The organism is Saccharomonospora sp. NPDC046836 (genome assembly GCF_040645195.1).
Taxonomy (GTDB): Bacteria; Actinomycetota; Actinomycetes; order Mycobacteriales; family Pseudonocardiaceae; genus Prauserella_A.
Map to the genome: position 1 here is coordinate 13,416 of NZ_JBEYXW010000036.1, position 17,861 is coordinate 31,276.

General features: G+C 70.6%; 15 protein-coding genes. 4 read left to right on the plus strand and 11 right to left on the minus strand.

Annotated elements, in window-relative coordinates; all coding sequences use genetic code 11:
• Position 1: 1 nt before the first annotated feature.
• Positions 2-961 carry a prolyl aminopeptidase gene (gene pip, locus ABZ863_RS28935; RefSeq protein WP_358541989.1) on the plus strand — a complete coding sequence of 320 codons (960 nt, stop codon included), beginning with the start codon at positions 2-4 and terminating at the stop codon, positions 959-961.
• Here pip and ABZ863_RS28940 read toward each other — a convergent pair.
• The gene (locus ABZ863_RS28940; RefSeq protein WP_358541991.1) at positions 958-2,469 is read right to left on the minus strand and encodes a PucR family transcriptional regulator; all 1,512 of its coding nucleotides are present in this window, start codon (positions 2,467-2,469) and stop codon (positions 958-960) included. The two genes, pip and ABZ863_RS28940, sit on opposite strands and share 4 nt — an antisense overlap.
• 9 nt (positions 2,470-2,478) lie before the next feature.
• Between ABZ863_RS28940 and gabT the strand changes: the two genes are divergently transcribed.
• Both gabT and ABZ863_RS28950 read left to right on the plus strand, forming a co-directional pair.
• Positions 2,479-3,813 (plus strand): 4-aminobutyrate--2-oxoglutarate transaminase, encoded by a 1,335-nt coding sequence (gene gabT, locus ABZ863_RS28945; protein WP_358541993.1) that lies wholly within the window; start codon positions 2,479-2,481, stop codon positions 3,811-3,813.
• Positions 3,810-5,237, plus strand: coding sequence for an aldehyde dehydrogenase family protein (locus ABZ863_RS28950; protein WP_358541995.1), 1,428 nt, complete (start codon positions 3,810-3,812; stop codon positions 5,235-5,237). The genes gabT and ABZ863_RS28950 overlap by 4 nt, the downstream gene beginning before the upstream one ends.
• On the opposite strand, the gene ABZ863_RS28955 is transcribed toward ABZ863_RS28950, so the two are convergent.
• Positions 5,209-5,991 (minus strand): helical backbone metal receptor, encoded by a 783-nt coding sequence (locus tag ABZ863_RS28955; RefSeq protein ID WP_358542101.1) that lies wholly within the window; start codon positions 5,989-5,991, stop codon positions 5,209-5,211. The two genes, ABZ863_RS28950 and ABZ863_RS28955, sit on opposite strands and share 29 nt — an antisense overlap.
• Positions 5,992-5,995: 4 nt before the next feature.
• Entirely contained in the window at positions 5,996-7,411 is a 1,416-nt protein-coding gene (locus ABZ863_RS28960) for an RNB domain-containing ribonuclease (RefSeq protein WP_358541997.1), read from the minus strand.
• A gap of 112 nt (positions 7,412-7,523) precedes the next feature.
• On the opposite strand from ABZ863_RS28960, the gene ABZ863_RS28965 reads away from it, so the two are divergent.
• Positions 7,524-8,474, plus strand: a complete 951-nt coding sequence (locus ABZ863_RS28965) for an AAA family ATPase (RefSeq protein WP_358541999.1) — start codon at positions 7,524-7,526, stop codon at positions 8,472-8,474.
• A gap of 232 nt (positions 8,475-8,706) precedes the next feature.
• On the opposite strand, the gene ABZ863_RS28970 is transcribed toward ABZ863_RS28965, so the two are convergent.
• The 8 genes from ABZ863_RS28970 to ABZ863_RS29005 all read right to left on the minus strand — a co-directional run bounded on the left by ABZ863_RS28970 (position 8,707) and on the right by ABZ863_RS29005 (position 17,456).
• Positions 8,707-8,916, minus strand: a complete 210-nt coding sequence (locus ABZ863_RS28970; RefSeq protein ID WP_358542002.1) for a hypothetical protein — start codon at positions 8,914-8,916, stop codon at positions 8,707-8,709.
• A gap of 48 nt (positions 8,917-8,964) precedes the next feature.
• Positions 8,965-9,963, minus strand: a complete 999-nt coding sequence (locus tag ABZ863_RS28975) for a hypothetical protein (protein WP_358542005.1) — start codon at positions 9,961-9,963, stop codon at positions 8,965-8,967.
• 22 nt (positions 9,964-9,985) lie between these two features.
• Entirely contained in the window at positions 9,986-10,978 is a 993-nt protein-coding gene (locus tag ABZ863_RS28980; protein ID WP_358542008.1) for a C40 family peptidase, read from the minus strand.
• Between the two features lie 2 nt (positions 10,979-10,980).
• On the minus strand, positions 10,981-11,586 hold the full coding sequence (locus ABZ863_RS28985; protein WP_358542010.1) for a hypothetical protein: 606 nt from the start codon (positions 11,584-11,586) through the stop codon (positions 10,981-10,983).
• Between the two features lie 9 nt (positions 11,587-11,595).
• Positions 11,596-13,668, minus strand: coding sequence for a magnesium transporter (locus ABZ863_RS28990; RefSeq protein WP_358542013.1), 2,073 nt, complete (start codon positions 13,666-13,668; stop codon positions 11,596-11,598).
• A gap of 145 nt (positions 13,669-13,813) precedes the next feature.
• A complete protein-coding gene (locus ABZ863_RS28995) occupies positions 13,814-16,684 on the minus strand; it encodes an ATP-binding protein (RefSeq protein ID WP_358542016.1) in 2,871 nt (956 codons plus the stop codon).
• A 3-nt stretch (positions 16,685-16,687) separates the two neighbouring features.
• Positions 16,688-17,176, minus strand: coding sequence for a hypothetical protein (locus ABZ863_RS29000; protein ID WP_358542019.1), 489 nt, complete (start codon positions 17,174-17,176; stop codon positions 16,688-16,690).
• Between the two features lie 16 nt (positions 17,177-17,192).
• Positions 17,193-17,456: a hypothetical protein gene (locus ABZ863_RS29005; protein WP_358542022.1), complete on the minus strand. Its 264-nt coding sequence runs from the start codon at positions 17,454-17,456 to the stop codon at positions 17,193-17,195.
• Positions 17,457-17,861 lie beyond the last annotated feature (405 nt).

The following is a 17,861-nucleotide window of genomic DNA, read 5'->3' on the forward strand; positions in this document are numbered from 1 at the left end:
CATGGCTGAGGTCTACCCGGCGATCACGCCGTACGCACACGGAATGCTCGACGTCGGGGACGGCCAGGCCGTCTACTGGGAGGTCAGCGGCAACCCGGACGGCAAGCCCGCCGTGGTCATCCACGGCGGGCCCGGGAGCGGCAGCAACCCGCTGGGCCGCAGGCACTTCGATCCCGCTGCCTACCGGATCGTCCAGTTCGATCAGCGCGGCGCCGGCCGCAGCACGCCCCATGTCAGCGATCCGGCACACGACCTCGCCGCCAACACCACCTGGCACCTGGTGGCGGACCTGGAACGTCTGCGCGAGCACCTCGGGATCGATCGGTGGCTGCTGCTCGGTGGGTCCTGGGGCGCCACGCTCGCGTTGGCCTACGCCCAGACACACCCGCAGCGGGTGACGGAGATCGTGCTGCGTGGCGTTTTCACCGCCCGGCGCAGCGAACTCGACTGGCTCTACTGCGGTGGCGCGGCGAACCTCTTCCCCGCCGAGTGGGCCGACTACCTGGCGCCGGTACCCGAGCCGCGGCGGCACGACCTGCTCGCCGCGTACCGCGCACTGCTCGACGACCCCGACCCGGCGACCAGGCAGCGGGCGGCGGTCGCCTGGAGCGGCTGGGAGGGCGCGATCGTCTCGGTGCTGCCGCAACGGGGCTACCGAGCCAGCTACCAGGCTCCGGCGTTCGCGGTGCCGTTCGCGCGCATCGCGCTGCACTACTTCACACACGGCGCCTGGCTCGATGACGGCCAGCTCATCCGCGACGCCGCCAAGCTGGCCGGCATTCCGGGGATCATGGTGCAGGGCCGCTACGACGCCGTCTGCCCGCCGGTGACGGCCTACGAGCTGCAGCAGGCCTGGCCGGGTTCGCAGCTGGTGCTGCTGGACAGGGCAGGCCACGCCATCACCGACCCCGGCATACTGGCGAGCCTGCGGGCGGCCACCGACTCCTTCGCCGGGCTCTAGGTCAGGTCCGCCACCTGCAAGGCAAGCCACAGCTCGGCGCGCACACCCGGCGAGTCCAGGTCCCGGTCGAGCAGCTCGCTCACCTTGGCCATCCGGTTGCGCAGTGTGTGCCGATGCACGCCGAGCCGGGTCGCGGCACCGTCCCACTGTCCATTGTGGGCAAGCCAGCAGCGCAGGGACGTCTCCAGTTCGCCGCGCCCGCGCAGCGGGGCGAGGAGGTCGTCGGCGAAGGCACGTGCGGTCTGCGGGTCGAGCAGGCCGAGCAGGCCGCCCGCGGCGTGGTCGGCGAAGCGGACCAGCGGCACGCGGCGCGCGTGTGCGGCCTCGGCGGCCCGCAGGGCCTGGCGGTAACCGGAACCAGTGTCCACTGTGGGCGCTGAGATCCCGGCGTGCAGGCCCGGAATCCGGTTCGGCAGCTGCGTGACCGCGGGCGTCTCACCCAGCACGATGACGGCTCCGGCCAGCTCGGCGAAGAACACCGGCTCCCCCTCGGTCTCCAGCACATCGACCGCGGTGGCCCTCGCCTGCGCCGCACCGGTGAACACCACCACGGGCCACGGCGCGGCGGGGGCGGCACCGAAGACTCGCTCGATCGTGCCCAGTGCCAGTTCCGTGCGACCCGCGAGCAGGAGTTCCAGCAGCCCAGTACGCAGGCCACGCAGTGCCGCACCCTGCGTACGGTCCCGCTCCAGCGACAACGACAACAACGCCGCGGCGGTGGCCACAATGTGCTGGTCGGCCGCGTCCAGCCGGGAGGGCCTGCCCACCGCGAGGAAGCCACGTGCCCTGGTGCCGAGGGCCTGCAGCACGGCCTCGGCACCGTCGACGGTGACGACCCTGGCCCCGGACCGCACCCGGTCCAGTTCGGCCCGCACCTGCCCGCCCAGCGCGGTGGCCGCGGCAGGGGCGGCTTCGCGCACGGTGCCGACACCGTCGAGCAGCAGCACCCAGCCATCGATCAGCTGCGCCAGCTTGCGTACCAGCGCCCCCGGACCGCGGCGCCGCAGCGCTGTTCTCGTGAGCTCCTGCTGACCGCGTCCGGTACGGACCAGCGCGGCGTACCGATCGGCGGCCAGCGCCGAGGACACCGCCCTGGTGATCGCAATGAACGGCGTCGGAACGGCGACCTCCAGCAGCGGAAGCCCTGCGGCATCGGCCGCCGCCACCAGGCCTGCCGGCACCGTGTCGTGGCTCAGCCCGATGCCGAAGCCGACTCCGGCAACCCCTTTGCTGACCAGCCTGCCGACGTAGTCGACTGGCGGCTCCTCGTCGAGCGCGAGCCCCGTCGTCAGCAGCAGCTCACCCCCGTCGAGGAACGCGGTCGGATCGGCGAGCTCGGTCGGATGGACCCAGGAGATCTCCGTGTCCAGCGCGGTGTGCCCGGCCAGCACGCGCAGACCGAGCGAGCGCTGGGCCACGAGGCCGCGCAGGGTGAGTGCCACAATGTCGAATTGTATGCCCTGAAGTGGACAGTTCGGCAGGCTGACGTCGTACGGGCAGCGGCTCATGCTGAGGTCATGACCGCCACGACGACGAATCGACGGCTCCGGACGGAGATCCCCGGCCCCGCCTCGCGGGCCCTGCAGCAGCGCCGCGCGAGTGCTGTCGCGGCCGGGCTCAGCTCGGTGCTGCCCGTCTACATCACCTCGGCCAGCGGTGGGCTGCTCACCGACGCCGACGGCAACACCCTCATCGACCTCGGTTCCGGTATCGCGGTGACCAACGTGGGGCACTCGGTGCCTGCCGTCGTCGATCGGGTGCGCGAGCAGGCGGGCGCGTTCACGCACACGTGTTTCATGGTCACCCCCTACGCGGGCTACGTGGAGGTGTGCGAGGCGCTGGCTGAGCTGACTCCCGGCGATCACGAGAAGCGCTCCGCACTGTTCAACTCCGGCGCGGAGGCCGTGGAGAACGCCGTCAAGATCGCGCGGGTGGCCACCGGGCGGCAGGCGGTGGTCGTGTTCGACCACGCCTACCACGGGCGGACGAACCTCACGATGGCGCTCACCGCGAAGTCGGTGCCCTACAAGCACGGCTTCGGCCCGTTCGCACCCGAGGTCTACCGCGTGGCCGGGTCCTACCCGTTCCGCGACGTGCCGGGACTGACCGGCGAGCAGGCCGCGGCCGACGCGGTGGGGAAGATCGAGAAGCAGATCGGCGCCGACACGGTGGCCGCCGTGGTGATCGAGCCGATCCAGGGTGAGGGCGGGTTCATCGAGCCAGCGCCGGGCTTCCTGCCCGCCCTCGCGCGCTGGTGTGCCGACAACGGCGTCGTGTTCGTCGCCGATGAGGTCCAGACCGGGTTCTGCCGCACCGGCGACTGGTTCGCCAGTGACCACGAGGGCGTGGTCCCTGACCTCGTCGCCACGGCGAAGGGCATCGCGGCCGGGCTACCACTCGCCGCCGTCACCGGGCGGGCCGAGCTGCTCGACGCGGTGCCGACGGGCGGTCTCGGTGGGACCTACAGCGGTAACCCCATCGCGTGTGCCGCCGCACTCGGCGCCATCGAGACCATGCGGACCGAGAACCTCGCCGCGGCGGCGCGCCGGATCGGCGACACGGTGCTGCCGCGGCTGCGTGCGCTCGCCACGGAGACCGGGGTGATCGGCGACGTGCGGGGCCGCGGCGCGATGCTCGCCGCGGAGTTCGTCGAGCCGGGTACGACGAATCCGGATGCCGCGCTGGCGCAGCGTGTTGCCGCCGCCTGCCACGCCGCGGGTGTGATCGTGCTGACCTGCGGCACCTACGGCAACGTGGTGCGGCTGCTGCCGCCGTTGTCCCTGCCGGCCGAGTTGCTCGACGAAGGGCTGACGGTGCTGGCCGAGGCGATCCGGCAGGAGGCCACCCGATGAGCGTTCCCTTCTGGATCGCCGGTAAGCCGGTCAGTAGCGGTAGCACCGTCACCGTCCGGAGTTCCTACGACGGCAGTGTGGCCGGCACGCATGCCGTGCCGACCAGCGCGGACATCGAGGCCGCCGTGGCCGCCGCACACGAGGTGCGCGCCGAGGCCGCCGGCCTGCCCGCACACGTGCGCGCCGGAGCGCTCGACCACGTGTCGCGCAGGCTCTCCGAGCGGGCCGAGGAGCTCGCCGAGCTCATCACCGCCGAGTCCGGCAAGCCGATCAAGTGGGCGCGCGCCGAGGTCGGCAGGGCCTGCTCGACCTTCCGCTGGGCCGCGGAGGAGGCTCGGCGGTTCTCCGGTGAGCTGCAGCGGCTGGACACCGATCCCGGTTCGACGGGGCGGCTCGCGCTCATCCGGCGCGTCCCGCGTGGCCCGGTACTCGGCATCACCCCGTTCAACTTCCCGCTGAACCTCGTGGCACACAAGGTGGCGCCGGCGATCGCGGTCGGCGCGCCGATCGTGCTCAAGCCCGCACCGGCCACCCCGCTGACGGCGCTGGCGCTCGGCGAGGTGCTCGCCGAGACCGAGCTCCCGGCCGGTAGCTGGTCGGTCCTGCCGGTGGACAACGACCAGGCCGCGCTGCTGGTGTCCGATCCGCGGCTACCCGTGGTGTCCTTCACGGGCTCCGTGCCCGTGGGGTGGGGTATCCGGGACGCCGTGCCGCGCAAGCACGTCACGTTGGAGCTCGGCGGAAACGCCGCGGTCATCGTCTGTCCGGATTGGACGGATCTGGACCACGCGGCGGAGCGGATCGCCACGTTCGCGATGTACCAGGCCGGGCAGTCCTGCATCTCCGTACAGCGGGTGTACGCGCACGCCGCGGTCTACGACGAGCTCGCCGACCGGGTGGTCGAGAAGGTACGCGCGATGGGCACCGGCGACCCGTGTTCGCCGCATACCGACGTCGGCCCGCTGATCAACACGGCTGCGGCGCAGCGCGTCGAGTCGTGGGTGGCCGACGCCGTCGCCGCGGGCGCCCACCGCCACCTCGGTGGTGAGCGCGAGGGTGCGTCGGTGGCGCCCACTGTGCTGGCCCACGTGCCGGAGCACGTGTCGGTGCTGGCCGACGAGGTGTTCGGCCCGGTCGTCGCCGTCAACAGGGTGGAGTCGGTGGAGGAAGCGTTCCGGCTGGTCAACGCCTCACGCTTCGGCCTGCAGGCCGGCGTGTTCACCCGCGACCTGCCCACCGCGTTCGCGGCTTCGGCATCGCTGGACGTCGGCGGCGTGGTGGTCGGGGACGTGCCGAGCTTCCGCGCCGACCAGATGCCCTACGGCGGGGTGAAGGACTCCGGTGTCGGCCGCGAGGGGCCCGCCGCCGCGATGGCAGATCTCACCGAGGAACGGGTCACCGTGCTGACCGGCCTGCCGCTGTGAAGGCCTCCGCCAGCGTGCGGTGAGCGTCCACAAGCGACGGACCGTACCAGGTGAGGTACCGGCCGGAGACCAGCACGTAAGGCACGCTGGGAAAAGCCTCGGGGCCGTCACCCTCGGTGAACTCGTACGGCTCGTCCGGCAGCACCAGCAGGTCGGCCTCCCCGTCGGTGAACCGCGCCCGGAGCTCAGCCAGCTTCGGGCGCGGGTACCGATCGGTGTGTCCGGTGTAGACGTTCGCGATGCCGAGGCGGTGCAGCACGTCGCCGCCGAAGGTGTCGCGGCCCAGCACGACCCACGGCTTGCGCCACACCGGGACGACCGCCCGCGCGCGTTCCGGACGGGCGTCCTGCCACAGCCGTTCCGCTGTGGCGAGCCAGCCCGGGGCGGCCACACCGAACACGCCGGTGAACACCGCCCGCAGCGACGCCAGCGCCGCGGGAACGCTCGCCGGTGCCGCCATGACCCACACCGGCACTCCGGCCTCGCGCAGCCGCGCCACGTCCTCGGGCCGGTTCTCCTCGGAGTTGGCGAGCACCAGGTCCGGCTGCAGGTCCAGGACCGCGTCGACCTTCGGGTACTTGGACCCGCCGATCCTGGGCACGGCCAGCGCGGGCGGGTGGGTGCAGTAGTCGGTCGCCCCGGCGAGGACCCCCGGCACGGTCGCCTCGACGGCCTCGGTGAGCGACGGGACGAGCGACACCACCCGACTCGGGGCGCCTCGCAGTGGGACCTCGGCGCCGAGCTCGTCGGTCAGCGGGTCACGCCCGCTCAAAGGACACCTTCCGCCTGGCCGGGTCCACCGCGGTCAGCCGCACGGTGATCCGCCCGCTGTCGGGGAAGCCGGTGCCACTGCACTTGGTGAGCACAGGCGGGTTCTCGATGAAGATCTCCGCCCTGGTCTCCTCGGCGCGCAGCACGACGGCTTCGAAGGTCCGGCCGATGTGCTCGGCGAGGATCCACGCCTCCACCTGGTCGAGGCAAGCCCGTTCGACCCTGGCGGCGCGGGCGTCCGAGCTGTTCATCAGCTCCGGCAGCTCGGGCAGGGCCGAACGCACCCAGTGCGGCACCTGCCTGCCCTGCGTGACAGCCAGGCAGATCTCGGTCGCGAACCGGTCGACCAGACGCCGGATCGGAGCGGTCACGTGCGCGTACGGGCCGCCGATGCCGGCATGCGTGGCGAACTCGGGAAGCTGTCCGTCGAACGCCGTGTACCCGGCGCCGCGCAGTAGTCGCGTCGTCCCGGCATGCAGCGCCAGCGAAGACGGCGCCGTGGGGTCGAGCCCGGCCAGTAGCTCAGCCACGGTCGCCTGCGCCGGCCAGTCGATGCCGAGAGCGGCGGCGGAGCGGCGCAGCCAGCCGACGGTCTCGTCGTCGGGTTCGGGCAGCGTGCGGAGCACGCCGACGCCGGCTTCGAGCATGATCGCGGCCGCTGCCATGCCGGTGAGCAGGGAGATCTCGGCGTTCCATGCTTCGAGGTCGTTGCGTGGCCTGCGGGTGAGCAACCATTCGCCGTCCGGGCCCGCGTTGATCTCCTGCTCGGGCAGCTGGAGCTCGACGGCACCGCGACGAATGGCCAGCTCGCGGCGCAGCCTGCCGAGTTCGGGCAGCGCTTCGATCGACGGGTGCGCAGATCCGTCGGCGAGTGCAGTCGCCACGGAGTCGTAGTCGAAACGCTCGACGGAGCGGACGAACGCCCGGCGCACGTGCACCGAGGTCGGCTCTCCGCCGGAGTCGGTGTCGATGGTCCAGAGCACAGCCGGCCGGATCATGCCCGGCAGCAGGCTGGCGGCGCCCTCACTCAACCCGGGCGGATGCAGCGGCACGTTGCCGTCGGGCAGGTACAGCGTTTGACCGCGCCGCCTGGCCTCGCGGTCGATGCACCCGCCGGGTGGGACGAACGCGGCCAGATCCGCGATCGCATACCGCACGCGGAACCGCCCCGCACCACGCCGCTCGATCAGCAGCGCCTGGTCGAGGTCCTTGGCTCCGGGCGGGTCCACGGTCACCAGGGGAAGGTCGGTCGCGTCCTCGCGGCCGTCGCCGTCGTCGACAGGGTCACTCGCCACGGCCTCCGCCTCGGCGAGGACGTCAGCGGTAAACGATTCCGGCAGCTCGAACTCGGCGCGCAGCGAAGCGAAGTCGCTGGCGCCCGGCGTGTGGACCACCAGTGCCACATCGCCAACCCTAACGCGCCTGACGCGCCCGTATGACCTGATCGGGCGCGGGTCACTCGGGTGTACCTTGCCGAACGGTAATGAAAACCGATACCAGTTTCAGGAGCTACGTGTGAAGGTCGCCTTCGTGGGCAAGGGCGGCAGCGGTAAGACGACGCTGGCCTCGCTGTTCACCTGCCATCTCGCGGCGGAAGGGCACCCTGTGCTCGCCATCGACGCGGACATCAACCAGCACCTGGCGGTCGCTCTGGGCGCGAGCCAGGAGCAGGCCGCGGCCCTGCCGACGCTCGGCGACAACCTGCCGCTGATCAAGGACTACCTGCGCGGTGACAACCCGCGCATCGCCAGCGCCGAGGCCATGATCAAGACGACCCCGCCGGGGCGGGGCTCCCGGCTGATGACGCCGCGCGAGGAGAACCCGATCACGCAGGCCTGCTTCCGTGAGGTCAGCGGCGTCCGGCTGGCCGTCACTGGTCAGTTCGCCGAGGACGACCTGGGCGTTGCCTGCTACCACTCGAAGACCGGCGCGGCGGAGCTGCTGCTCAACCACCTCGTCGACGGTGCAGGCGAGTACGTTGTCGTCGACATGACGGCGGGCGCCGACGCCTTCGCCTCCGGCCTGTTCACCCGCTTCGACGTGACGTTCCTGGTGTGCGAGCCGACCGTGCGCAGCGTGGGCGTGTACCGGCAGTACACCGAGTACGCCAGGGACTTCGGCGTGGGGCTCGTGGTCGTCGGCAACAAGGTCACCGATGCCGACGACGTCGACTTCCTGCGCGAGCAGGTCGGCGCGGACCTACTCGGCTGGATCGGCACCTCGAAGCACGTCCGTGCCGCTGAGCGCGGCCATGCACGTCCGATTGGCGACCTGGAGCCGCACAACCTCGGCACCCTGCGCACCATGCTGTCCACAGTGGATGCCACGACGCGGGACTGGGTGCGGTACCAGGCCCAGGCCGTCGAGTTCCATCTCCGCAACGCCCGCGCCTGGGCGGGTACCGAACTGGCCGACCAGGTCGATCCGGATTTCGTGCCTGCCCCGCTGGCCGCGGTAGCCGACTAACCTGCCGAACGCGCGAGTCCCCCCGTCCGGAGCGCGAGTCCCCCGCTCCGGTCCGCGAGTCCCCCCGTCCGGTCCGCGAGTTCCCCGGTCCAGCGCGCGAGTTGCCCGGTGCGAGTGTGCGGGGGCGTGGGTCGCCGCTCGGCGGGCGCCGGAGCGGGCAACTCGCGAGCCTGAATGCAGAACTCGCGGTCCCCTGCGGGGGACTCGCGAGCCAGGACGGGGGACTCGCGGATCAGTCGTCCTCGCTCCAGTCGGCATCGGCCCGATCGGCGGCGCTGGTGCGCTCGCGGGCGATCTCGAGGGCACGGCGCGCGGTCGCCTCATCCGGGTACGGACCAAGGCGGTCGATCGAACGCGACAGCGCGCCGTGCTCCACCTCACCGGTCCGCGTGTTGTACCACCAGCCCGAGGGCGGATTCGGATCCTTGCTCGTTGGTGCCATGGTCCGAGCGTGGCACGGCAGAGCCCCCAAGGCCACCAGGGTTCGTGCTCAGGTCAGGCGGCGGAACTGGAACGGGATCTCGGTGGGCTCGTCGCCGGTCGGACCGAACCCGCCTGCCTGCTTCGGCTGCTGCTCCGTCTGCTTCTGCGGCTGCTCGGGTTGCTTCGGCTGCTGCCCGGCCTGGTCCGACATCTCGTCGAACCAGCCACGCGACGATATGGCGATACCGCGCGGCGGGGTGGCGGTGTCCGGCTCGGGCACAGGCAACGCGGACTCGGTCCGCTCAACCACATCCGGCACATCCGGCACAGGCTCCGACGCGCTCGTCTCCGGCGCAGGCGGAACCGGCTGCGCCGGCGCAGGCGCAGCCGGTGCCGATGCCGGCGTGGCTGGAACCGCCTGCTCCCCCTGGCGCGGCGACGACACCGATGATGCCGTCGGCGGGGGCGGCAACGGCGGCGCCGGTGCCGCGGACGCCGCGGGCGTCGCTCGCCACACCGGCTGCGGTCCGATGTTCATCGGTGCCGGCCTGCCCTGAGCCGGCGCGGGTGCCTGCCGCTCGGCTTGCCGCGCACCCCGCACGATCGGGTCCAGGCAGGACACCAGCACCGTCGTCTGTTCCGGATCTTCCACTCGGCGACCGCTGCGCTCGCGGTACACCATCTCGCCGTCGGCGTCGATCTCCACGAGGTAACCGGCTTCGGCGAGCTGCTCCTCATCGAGGTCGACCAGCCGCTCCGGCCGGGACGGCACCACCCGGTAAGCAGGCCAGTCGAGGCGCCCGTGCGTGTCATGGAACTGGGCGAGCATGTTGGTCAGCTGCTGCTGCCACGGCAACGGCATCGCCTCGGCGATCGCCCGCGGCAGGACCACGTAGTTCGCGTCAACCCCTGGCCAGCCGCGGCGGAGGTAGTCACCCAGCGGTGTGCTCGACGCGGGCGGCGCACTACGCGGTGCCTGTGGCAACCCGAACATCGTGCGCGGGTCGGCATTGGGCGCAGCACCCCCCTTGCCGGACTTCCCGCGCTTGCCCCACTTCTTCGCCACGACAACACACTCCAACCAGTTCTCACACGCCAGGCCGGACGGCCTGCGAAAGGAGCTCGGGCTCGCCCCACTCGACGTCCCTGGTGTGCACGGGCACACCATCCTGCTGGGCTTCCACCATCTTGCCGTCGCCCAGGTACATCGCAACGTGGTGAATGGTGCCTGCGTCGTCCGTGTCATAGGCCCAGAACAACAGGTCACCAGGCTGCGCATTCTCAACCGGCAACTTCGCGCCCGCATTGAACTGATCCCGCGACACACGCGGGAGAGTGATGCCAGCCGATTCGTACGCCCGCAACATCAGCCCCGAGCAGTCGTAGGAGTTCGGCCCGGTCGCTCCCCACACGTACGGCTTGCCCTGCTCCCCGAGCGCGAACTGGATCGCCCGCCCCGCCGCACTGTTCGACGGCAGCGCGGCGCCCATTCCGAACCCGCAACCTGATGCGTCCTCGATCTGGCCGAGGTTCTCCACCAGGTGCACCGCCATGGGCTCCCAGTTGTGGTAGCGATCGGGGAACGCGGACCGCTCGACTGCCTGCGCCGCGTCGCCGGGACGCATGGCCTCCCAGTCCGGGATGGCTTCCAGCACGTCGTAGAACTTGTTGACCTGGTACGGCGGGTTGGTGACCTGTGCGACCGTGCCCCAGCCCATCGAGGGCCGCATCTGGAAGATGCCGAGGGAGTCGCGGTCGCCGTAGTTGAGGTTGCGCAGCCGGGACTCCGTCATGCCGGCTTGGATGGCGACCTGCCATGCCCGTGGAGAGAGTTCACGCTCCCTACCGATCGAGATGATCAGCTGGACGATGCCGAGCTGTCCGTCGTCGAGCTCCGCCGCGTGTGCGGCACCCTGGTCGGCCTGTCCCGGCTGTGTCGGCCCGAGCGCCGCATTGCAGCTCAGCGGGACGACGCCCGCGGCCTGCCGCTGCTGACTGTCGAGAATGGTCACCATCCCGACGGCGAGCAGCACCAGTACAACGGCCGTGGTGACGCACCCGGCCAGTAACCCCGCCCGCACGGCTAACCCGCCTGGTCGTAGTCAGCGACGCGCCAGCCGGCGTTCGTGCTCACCACGGTGATGGTCAGCGTTGGCCCGTCCGTTGCCACCTGCACCTCGGCGGAACTGGTGTAGGAACTGACCGCGCGCGGATCGCCGGTCACCCTCGTCGCCGGGATGTTGGCCGGGTTCACGCTCCGCATCACCGGCAGGTACTCCTCCGTGGTGTAAGGACGCAGCCCCTCGAGCCACTGCTCGTTGGTGATGCCCTGTGGGTGGTTGACCCACGCCGCCGCCCAGTCACCGGCGACCCGCAGCGCGGCAGGATCGGGCGGTGCGCTGGTCGGCGTCCCCAGCGGCTCGGTCAGGCGGGTCGGCAACGCGCTGGCACTCGTGGCCGTACTGTCGCCGGTCGCCACGTTGCCCGGTGTGCTCGTACCCGGCTCGGTGGACTGAGTCGCGTTGGCGCTGCCCTGCTCACCCACCACCCTCGGCACCACGATCCCAGCCGCCACGATGATGGCGACCACCACGATCAGCGTCCCGATCAGGTGCGTCGGCGAGCGCAGCGGCCAGCCCCACAGGCGGCGGTACACCGCGGCGCGACCACGGTTCGTGCGAATCGGCATCGCGACCCCCTACCGGACCACGCGGTCGGTGTCGCGGACGTCGTCGCCCCGTACCTCCAACCCGCGGGACGGGCGGTAGACCACGAACACGGGCTTGCCTGCCACGAGCTCGGGCTCCACCCGGCGCGGCTGCTGGGTCGGGACGGCAGGTGGCGGCGGGGGGCTCGACGATCTGCCCCCGGCCTGTTCGAACAGTGGCTGCGCAGTCGCACCGCCCGTCAGCCGCGAAGGCACGACGACAGGATCCACGTCGTCAGCGCGGTCCCAACCACGGTCGGTAACCGGCGCGGTGTCCACCCGGCGGCTCGGCACCGAGATCGTCTGCTGTCGCATGTAGTCACCCGGCGAGCGACTCGGCTGGTAGCCGGCGAACGCACCGGCGGGCGCGCTGCCGCCTGCCGGCAGCGCTGGGCGATCCGTGAACCCGCCATCGAGTGGTGCGGACCAGTGCGCTGCCGGGTGCACGCCCGGCGGCGCGTCCAGCCGCTGGGCGCTGGCGAACACCGTGGCCTCGGGCCGGAACCGGGCGCCATTGGTCGCACCGGCGTGGCCACGGGTCTTGGCGCCGCCCTCCGCCTCATCGCTGTCGCGCACGCTCTGCCAGAACTCGTCCTGGGGACTGGGCTGGCCTGCGTTCTTGCGGAACCGCGAGAACAGGCCGCCACGTGGTGTCGGCACCGCGGAGCCGACCATGCTCACCGACATCTCGACCATCTGCCAGAGCCGGCGAGCCGGGCGGCCCACCAGGAACAGCAGGATCGTGACGAGGCCGGCCAGCACCATCTGCGTCAGCATCGACAGCGACGAGCCTGCGGCGAAGATGGCCTGCAGCAGCAGGGCGTGCACCCCGGCGAGCACCGACAACACGATGAGGTTGAACGCCACCGAGCCGACGACCTTGCCGACCCGGCGCAGAATGTCGTGGTGCAGGATCGCCACCAGGCCGATCAGCGGCGCGGTGAGGGTGAACAGGCGCACGAGGATCTGCGCGAGCAGCACCGCCGCCTTCGCGAAGAGCTGGAACAGGGCGTAGGCCAGGCTCTGCAACAGGGAGAGGAACCCGGCGCCCGTCCGGCTGCCGTCCTCACCGGTGAAGTAGCCGGTCGCGGGGCCGAGCTGGGTCGAGATGTTCTGGAACTCCTGCTTCTTCTGGTCGATCAGTGCCTGGTCGGCATCGTCGCCGTTACTGACCTGCAACACCGTGAACGCTTGGGCATCCAGCAAACGGCGACCGAACTCCTCGGCTTCTGGGGACTCCGGTGAGCCGAACATGCCACGTAGCCAGCCGTTGTAGACAACCTGGTTGTGCAGCTGGGTGGGCAGGATGTCGTCCACATTGCGACTTGCGGCGTCGTCGACGAACCCTGCCTGGATGTCAGTTGTTGTTTGCACAATGGCGCGGTCTATGTCGTCGTAGTACCGCAGCAGGGCCAGCGACGATGCTGCGAGCCACACTCCGGCCAACGCGAAAAGCGCGCGTTTGCTGACCGTTGCAAGGTCGCCACGCCAGATGTTGCGGAACAAGAGAATGGCGAGAAGCAGCGCGACAAGTCCGAAGAGCTGGGCATAGATATTGCTGTAGACCGCCTCGGCCCCGGAGGACACGGCGTTGTACACGGGACTCAGCAATCCGCCTTCGAGCACTGTGTAGTGCAGTGAGTTCGTGGCACCGACGATGTTCTTGCCAATGTTGAACAGCTGGTTGCCCGCCCACGTGTCGACCGTCGTGTTCGGATCGGTGATGCCGAGCGCGCCGCCGTCGCAGTCGTAGACGTTCCAGACCATGCCCGCGTAGCTGTAATCGCGGTACGGACTGTTCTCCTCACCACGGACATCCGGTGGGTCGATGGCGCCGACCATGCCGGAACCGGGCCGCTCCGGGTTGGGCGCCTCGCAACCGGCCGCGAAGGCCGGTGGCGCAGTGACAACGGCCTGCAGACCCAGGAGCGCGATCGCGGCTATCAGCGCGGACAAACGCTTGCGGCCGGGCGCCATGCGGTCATCGCGGCGCCGGTGCCGCAGGCGGTGCCATGCCCATGCACACAGGATCACGACCAGCAGGGTGAGCACGCTGTCGCTCATGCCGTTTCCTCCGCGACTGTGCGCGCGAACGCGATCGTGTCGACAGGGCGCTCCCACACATCGCCCCGCCGCCCCGATAGCGGGCCTGACGGCAAGGCGCGCGCCTGGTGGTCGCCTTGACGGCCGCGACTCGACCCAGACCTCCTCATGCCGCATCCCTGCCGGTGCCGCCCTTGCCCGCCCCGGCGTGCTGTTCCCGCCTGCCGTTCTGGTCCTGCTCGGCGGTCTCGTCGAGCACCTGTTCGTCGGTGAGGCCGACCTCCAGCTCGGCGGCGAGCTCGAGATCCTCCTCCAGCTCCTCGTCCGCAGGCGACGTGGGCACCGGCTCGTGCCGCTGCGGCACCGGCGGCGAACCCCCCTTCGCCGGAGCACGCTCCTGCACCGATCCCGGCGTGGTGTCGAGCGCGTTGCGCAGGTGCTCCAGGTGCGGCCCGGAGAAGTCCACCCGGATGCGCTCGACCCCGCCGGCGCCGTCGCCGAAGATGAACTGCCGCGGGTCGCGGTCGCGCTGAACCTCACGCTGCGACCCGGGCCGCCTGCCCAGCGCGGACACCACCTGCTCGTAGCCGACGCCCACCGGCACCTTGAGCAGCCGCAGCGCATCGGACTGGGTCTCGTCGTCGTCGAGCCTGCCGACGAAGACCGAGTCCAGCAGCGCGACGAAACCCTGAATGCGCAGGAAGTCCGCCGGGATCTGGGACGACAGCAGCACACGCACGTTCCACTTCCGCGAGTCACGCGCGAAGCGGTTCATCAACACCCGGCCGGTGGGCACCTCGGACAGGAAGAACGCCTCGTCGATCCAGACGCCCTTGCGGTAGGCCTTCGGCTTCTCGTACACCGAGCGCTGGGTGAGCCAGGCCGCGAGGTTGAGCATCTCCACGCCCAGCGCCTCGGCATCTGTCCAGTGCTCGCGCCCGACGGCTTCCTTCGGCAGCGTCAGCCCGGCCATGGTCAGCACCGTGAGCCGGTCGTCGCGCGTGTCCGAATAGGGGTCCGCATCCGCCTCGGGAATCAGCAGCGACATGCGCTCGCGCAGCTCGTCGAGGAAGTCCGCGACGACGACGGCATGGTCGTGGTGTTCGCTGGAGTCGCGCCGCAAGGCGTCGATCACCTGACCGGGATCGGCGTCGTAACGGCCGCCGACCGTGCGCACCGCACGCAGCAGCACGATGCGGGTCTGCGGCATCCTGGCCACGTCGTAGGGCAGCACACCGGTCAGCACGTCGAGCACGAGCCTGCGGCGCGTGGCGCCCGCGAGGGCCCGCTCGCGCCGCCACGCGCGCTCGGGATCCTCCTCGTCCATGAAGTGCTCGATCATCGGCTCGGCGACCACGCGGTACGGGTTGAGGATGCCGGGCTGTGCGTTGAGCAGGTTGATGGGCCGCGCATAGGGGCGCAGCTCGGGCAGATCGCACAGCCGCGAGAGCGGACCGGACGGGTCGAGGATCGTCCAGTGTGCACCGGCCCGGAGTGTCTTGTAGACGATGCCGCCACCGAGGAACGACTTGCCACCGCCGAGACCGGCGACCATCGCGGTGAGGCCGGACCCGTCGCGGATCTCCTGCGCCATCCACGGGTCCCAGGCCACGGGCCGCCGGGTGGCCGTGCACGTCTCGCCGAGCAGGATGCCGCGCCGGTCACCGACCTCGGCCGTCGCGGTCGGCACCGCCGAGCCGGCCCAGACCACCGAACCACGCCGCATGTACGCGCCGGACGACAGCGGTTCGCCCGGGATGAACTCCCTGGCCAGCGCGTACTGCGCCTCGGGATGCTCGATCGCGACCTTCGGCTTGTACAGGTCCAGCAGCTGCTGGGCCAGCCGCAGCGCCTCCCGCTCGTTCGCCCCGGACACGGCGAGCCGCCACCACGACCGCACCCGCGTGGCCAGTGCGGTGAAGCCCGAGGTCATCTCGTCGTCGATCTCCAGCACGCGTGAGGCCTGCCTGGCCAGCGACTGCGGCGGCTCCAGCTCGTGCTCGTCAGTGTAGTGCTTGACCTGCGAGCGCACCTTGTTCATCTGGCGCTGCAGCTCGCCCGCGACCTCTTCCGGCCTGCGGACGTAGATCCGCGCTGACCACTCGACCGCGGCGGGGAGCCGGTCGGCGTGCTGCACCCACGGGTCGTCGACCTCGGGGATCTGCAGGCCGTGCATCTGCCCGACGGTCAGGACGGTGACGTGCCGCCGCACGCCGGCGTTCGAGCCGGTACGCCCGCGCACGGTCACGGTCGGTGCGTAGGGCTCGGCGTGGAAGTCGGCGGCATCGGTGAAGCTGGCCAGATCCTCGGGCTCCCAGACCGCACCCGGCACGGCAGGCATGTTGCGCGGGGCGGGCAGGCCGAGCGAGCACGAGCGGTGCATCAGCCAGGACATCTCCTCGGCGTGCACCGGCCTGCCTTCCAGCCCGGACGCGCCGATGACCTGGTCGAGGTGCTCGACCTCGGAGTCGAGCGCGGCCAGCTCGGCGTCGACCGCCTCCGGCAGGATCTTGCGCAGCAGCGGTGCCGCCCGCTCGACGGCGCGGTCCACGACCCGGCGGGTCTGGACCTGGACACCGAGGTAGACCTCCTTCTCGGCCATCGAGCGGCCCATCAACTGCTGCTGCTCACCGATCAGGTAGTCGTCAAAGGACAGCGCCCCTGCGACATCCGTTGGCCGGTCGTGCGCGTTGTGCACATGCGCCTCGGCCCACATGCGGATCGGGTACGGCCGGGTGGTCACGCGTAGGTGCAACCAGCGGCCGCCCAACTCGGCGTACTGGCCGGCGATCGCGGCGATCAGCTCACGGCGCTGCGAGTCGGACCGGAACGACCAGCGCTGCGGCGCGAGCCGGTACCAGGCGTAGACCTCATGGCCGGTACGCAGCAGGTGCCCGTCGATGGAACGCGCGGCGATCGAGGGGGTGTAGGTGGGTATCGCCTGCTCACCAGGCAGCCGCCGACCCCGGCGGCCACCCTCGGCCTGCTTCGACTGTGCCGGCTGCCGTGCTTTCCGGCTGCGGTCGCGACCGAACAAGGACTACCTCCCGACCGGCGCCGGAGTCCGGCGGCGGCGCGCTCGTGCTGTGCTCTCTCGTGACGGATGGCTGGGTTGCTCGTAATGGTTGTACGTGATCGGTCGCGTTGGACGCCGCTTGTGTTTCGGTCGTGGCCGCTCGGCGCGGACCCTGATCTTGCTCGCGCTCGCCGCACCGCCGGTGCCGCCGGCCTTCTCCCGCGGTGTCTGCAGTTCCCGCGCCCACATGGCCAGTACCGCGCCGAGTGGCCGCTCATGACTGATCTTGGACGTGATCAACCGGGTGAGGGCGATCGTGATGACGAAGGCCCATGCCGTCGTGAAGAACCCGAAGCCGAAGCCCAGCTGGCGTTCGATGCCGAGCACGACCAGGAACAGCGGAATCCCGACACCCCACGCCACGTAGCGCGCGCGCCAGGGGAATGTGGCCTTCGGCGGGCCGAGCCATACCGCGTCGACCCGGTAGACCTCGTCATCGGTTCGAATACGCACCGCGGCGTACCCCGCGTCAACCGGTGAACAGGCCGGCGATCCATTCGCCGACGTCCACACCGAGTCCGCTCACCGCCAGGCCGATGATCGCGAGTGCGATCACCACACCCGCCAGCCTTCGCATCACGCCGGCGTTGTCGCCCTTGCCGCCGCCAAGCCAGAGCAGCAGCAGCGCGACGGCGAGCAGTACCAGCGGGACAATATTGTCGAGGAGCCAGTTCCGTACGTTGCCGGTGCCGAGCTCACCTTGCGCCAGTGCCGCAAGCGTCATCGTGGTCATCGCCTACTCCCGAGTGCCCGGAGTGTGGTGCGCAGCACACTGGTGTGTACCGCACAGTGTTTCCAGCACTTGCCGTGTTCGAACAACATCATGGCGTCACGACATGGAGGGGGTCAAAGGGCATCCCGGGCGAGACTGCTCAGTCCGCCTGCACACATCGCTATCGCATTCACCGAAACTCATCCGCCCTCCATCATCGCCGCATCGGCGTCCAGGATTAACCCCGTACACCCGGATTTCCTAGTGTGCGCATGGACTCACTCACATGCGTAGATCCTTCTTACTCCGAGTGCGAAGTTCCCCCGGCCGTGGATGGCGACACCAGTGAACCATGCCCCGATCGGCCGTATCACCGGGCTCCGCTCAGTTACCGCTGCGCCAAGGAAGTCTCGTGCCGAGATTCGC

Coding starts and splice junctions, on each gene's coding strand:
- pip (WP_358541989.1), top strand. CDS start 2: ATGGCTGAGGTCTACCCGGCGATCACGCCGTACGCACACGGAATGCTC.
- ABZ863_RS28940 (WP_358541991.1), bottom strand. CDS start 2,469: ATGAGCCGCTGCCCGTACGACGTCAGCCTGCCGAACTGTCCACTTCAG.
- gabT (WP_358541993.1), top strand. CDS start 2,479: ATGACCGCCACGACGACGAATCGACGGCTCCGGACGGAGATCCCCGGC.
- ABZ863_RS28950 (WP_358541995.1), top strand. CDS start 3,810: ATGAGCGTTCCCTTCTGGATCGCCGGTAAGCCGGTCAGTAGCGGTAGC.
- ABZ863_RS28970 (WP_358542002.1), bottom strand. CDS start 8,916: ATGGCACCAACGAGCAAGGATCCGAATCCGCCCTCGGGCTGGTGGTAC.
- ABZ863_RS28985 (WP_358542010.1), bottom strand. CDS start 11,586: ATGCCGATTCGCACGAACCGTGGTCGCGCCGCGGTGTACCGCCGCCTG.
- ABZ863_RS28990 (WP_358542013.1), bottom strand. CDS start 13,668: ATGAGCGACAGCGTGCTCACCCTGCTGGTCGTGATCCTGTGTGCATGG.
- ABZ863_RS29005 (WP_358542022.1), bottom strand. CDS start 17,456: ATGACCACGATGACGCTTGCGGCACTGGCGCAAGGTGAGCTCGGCACC.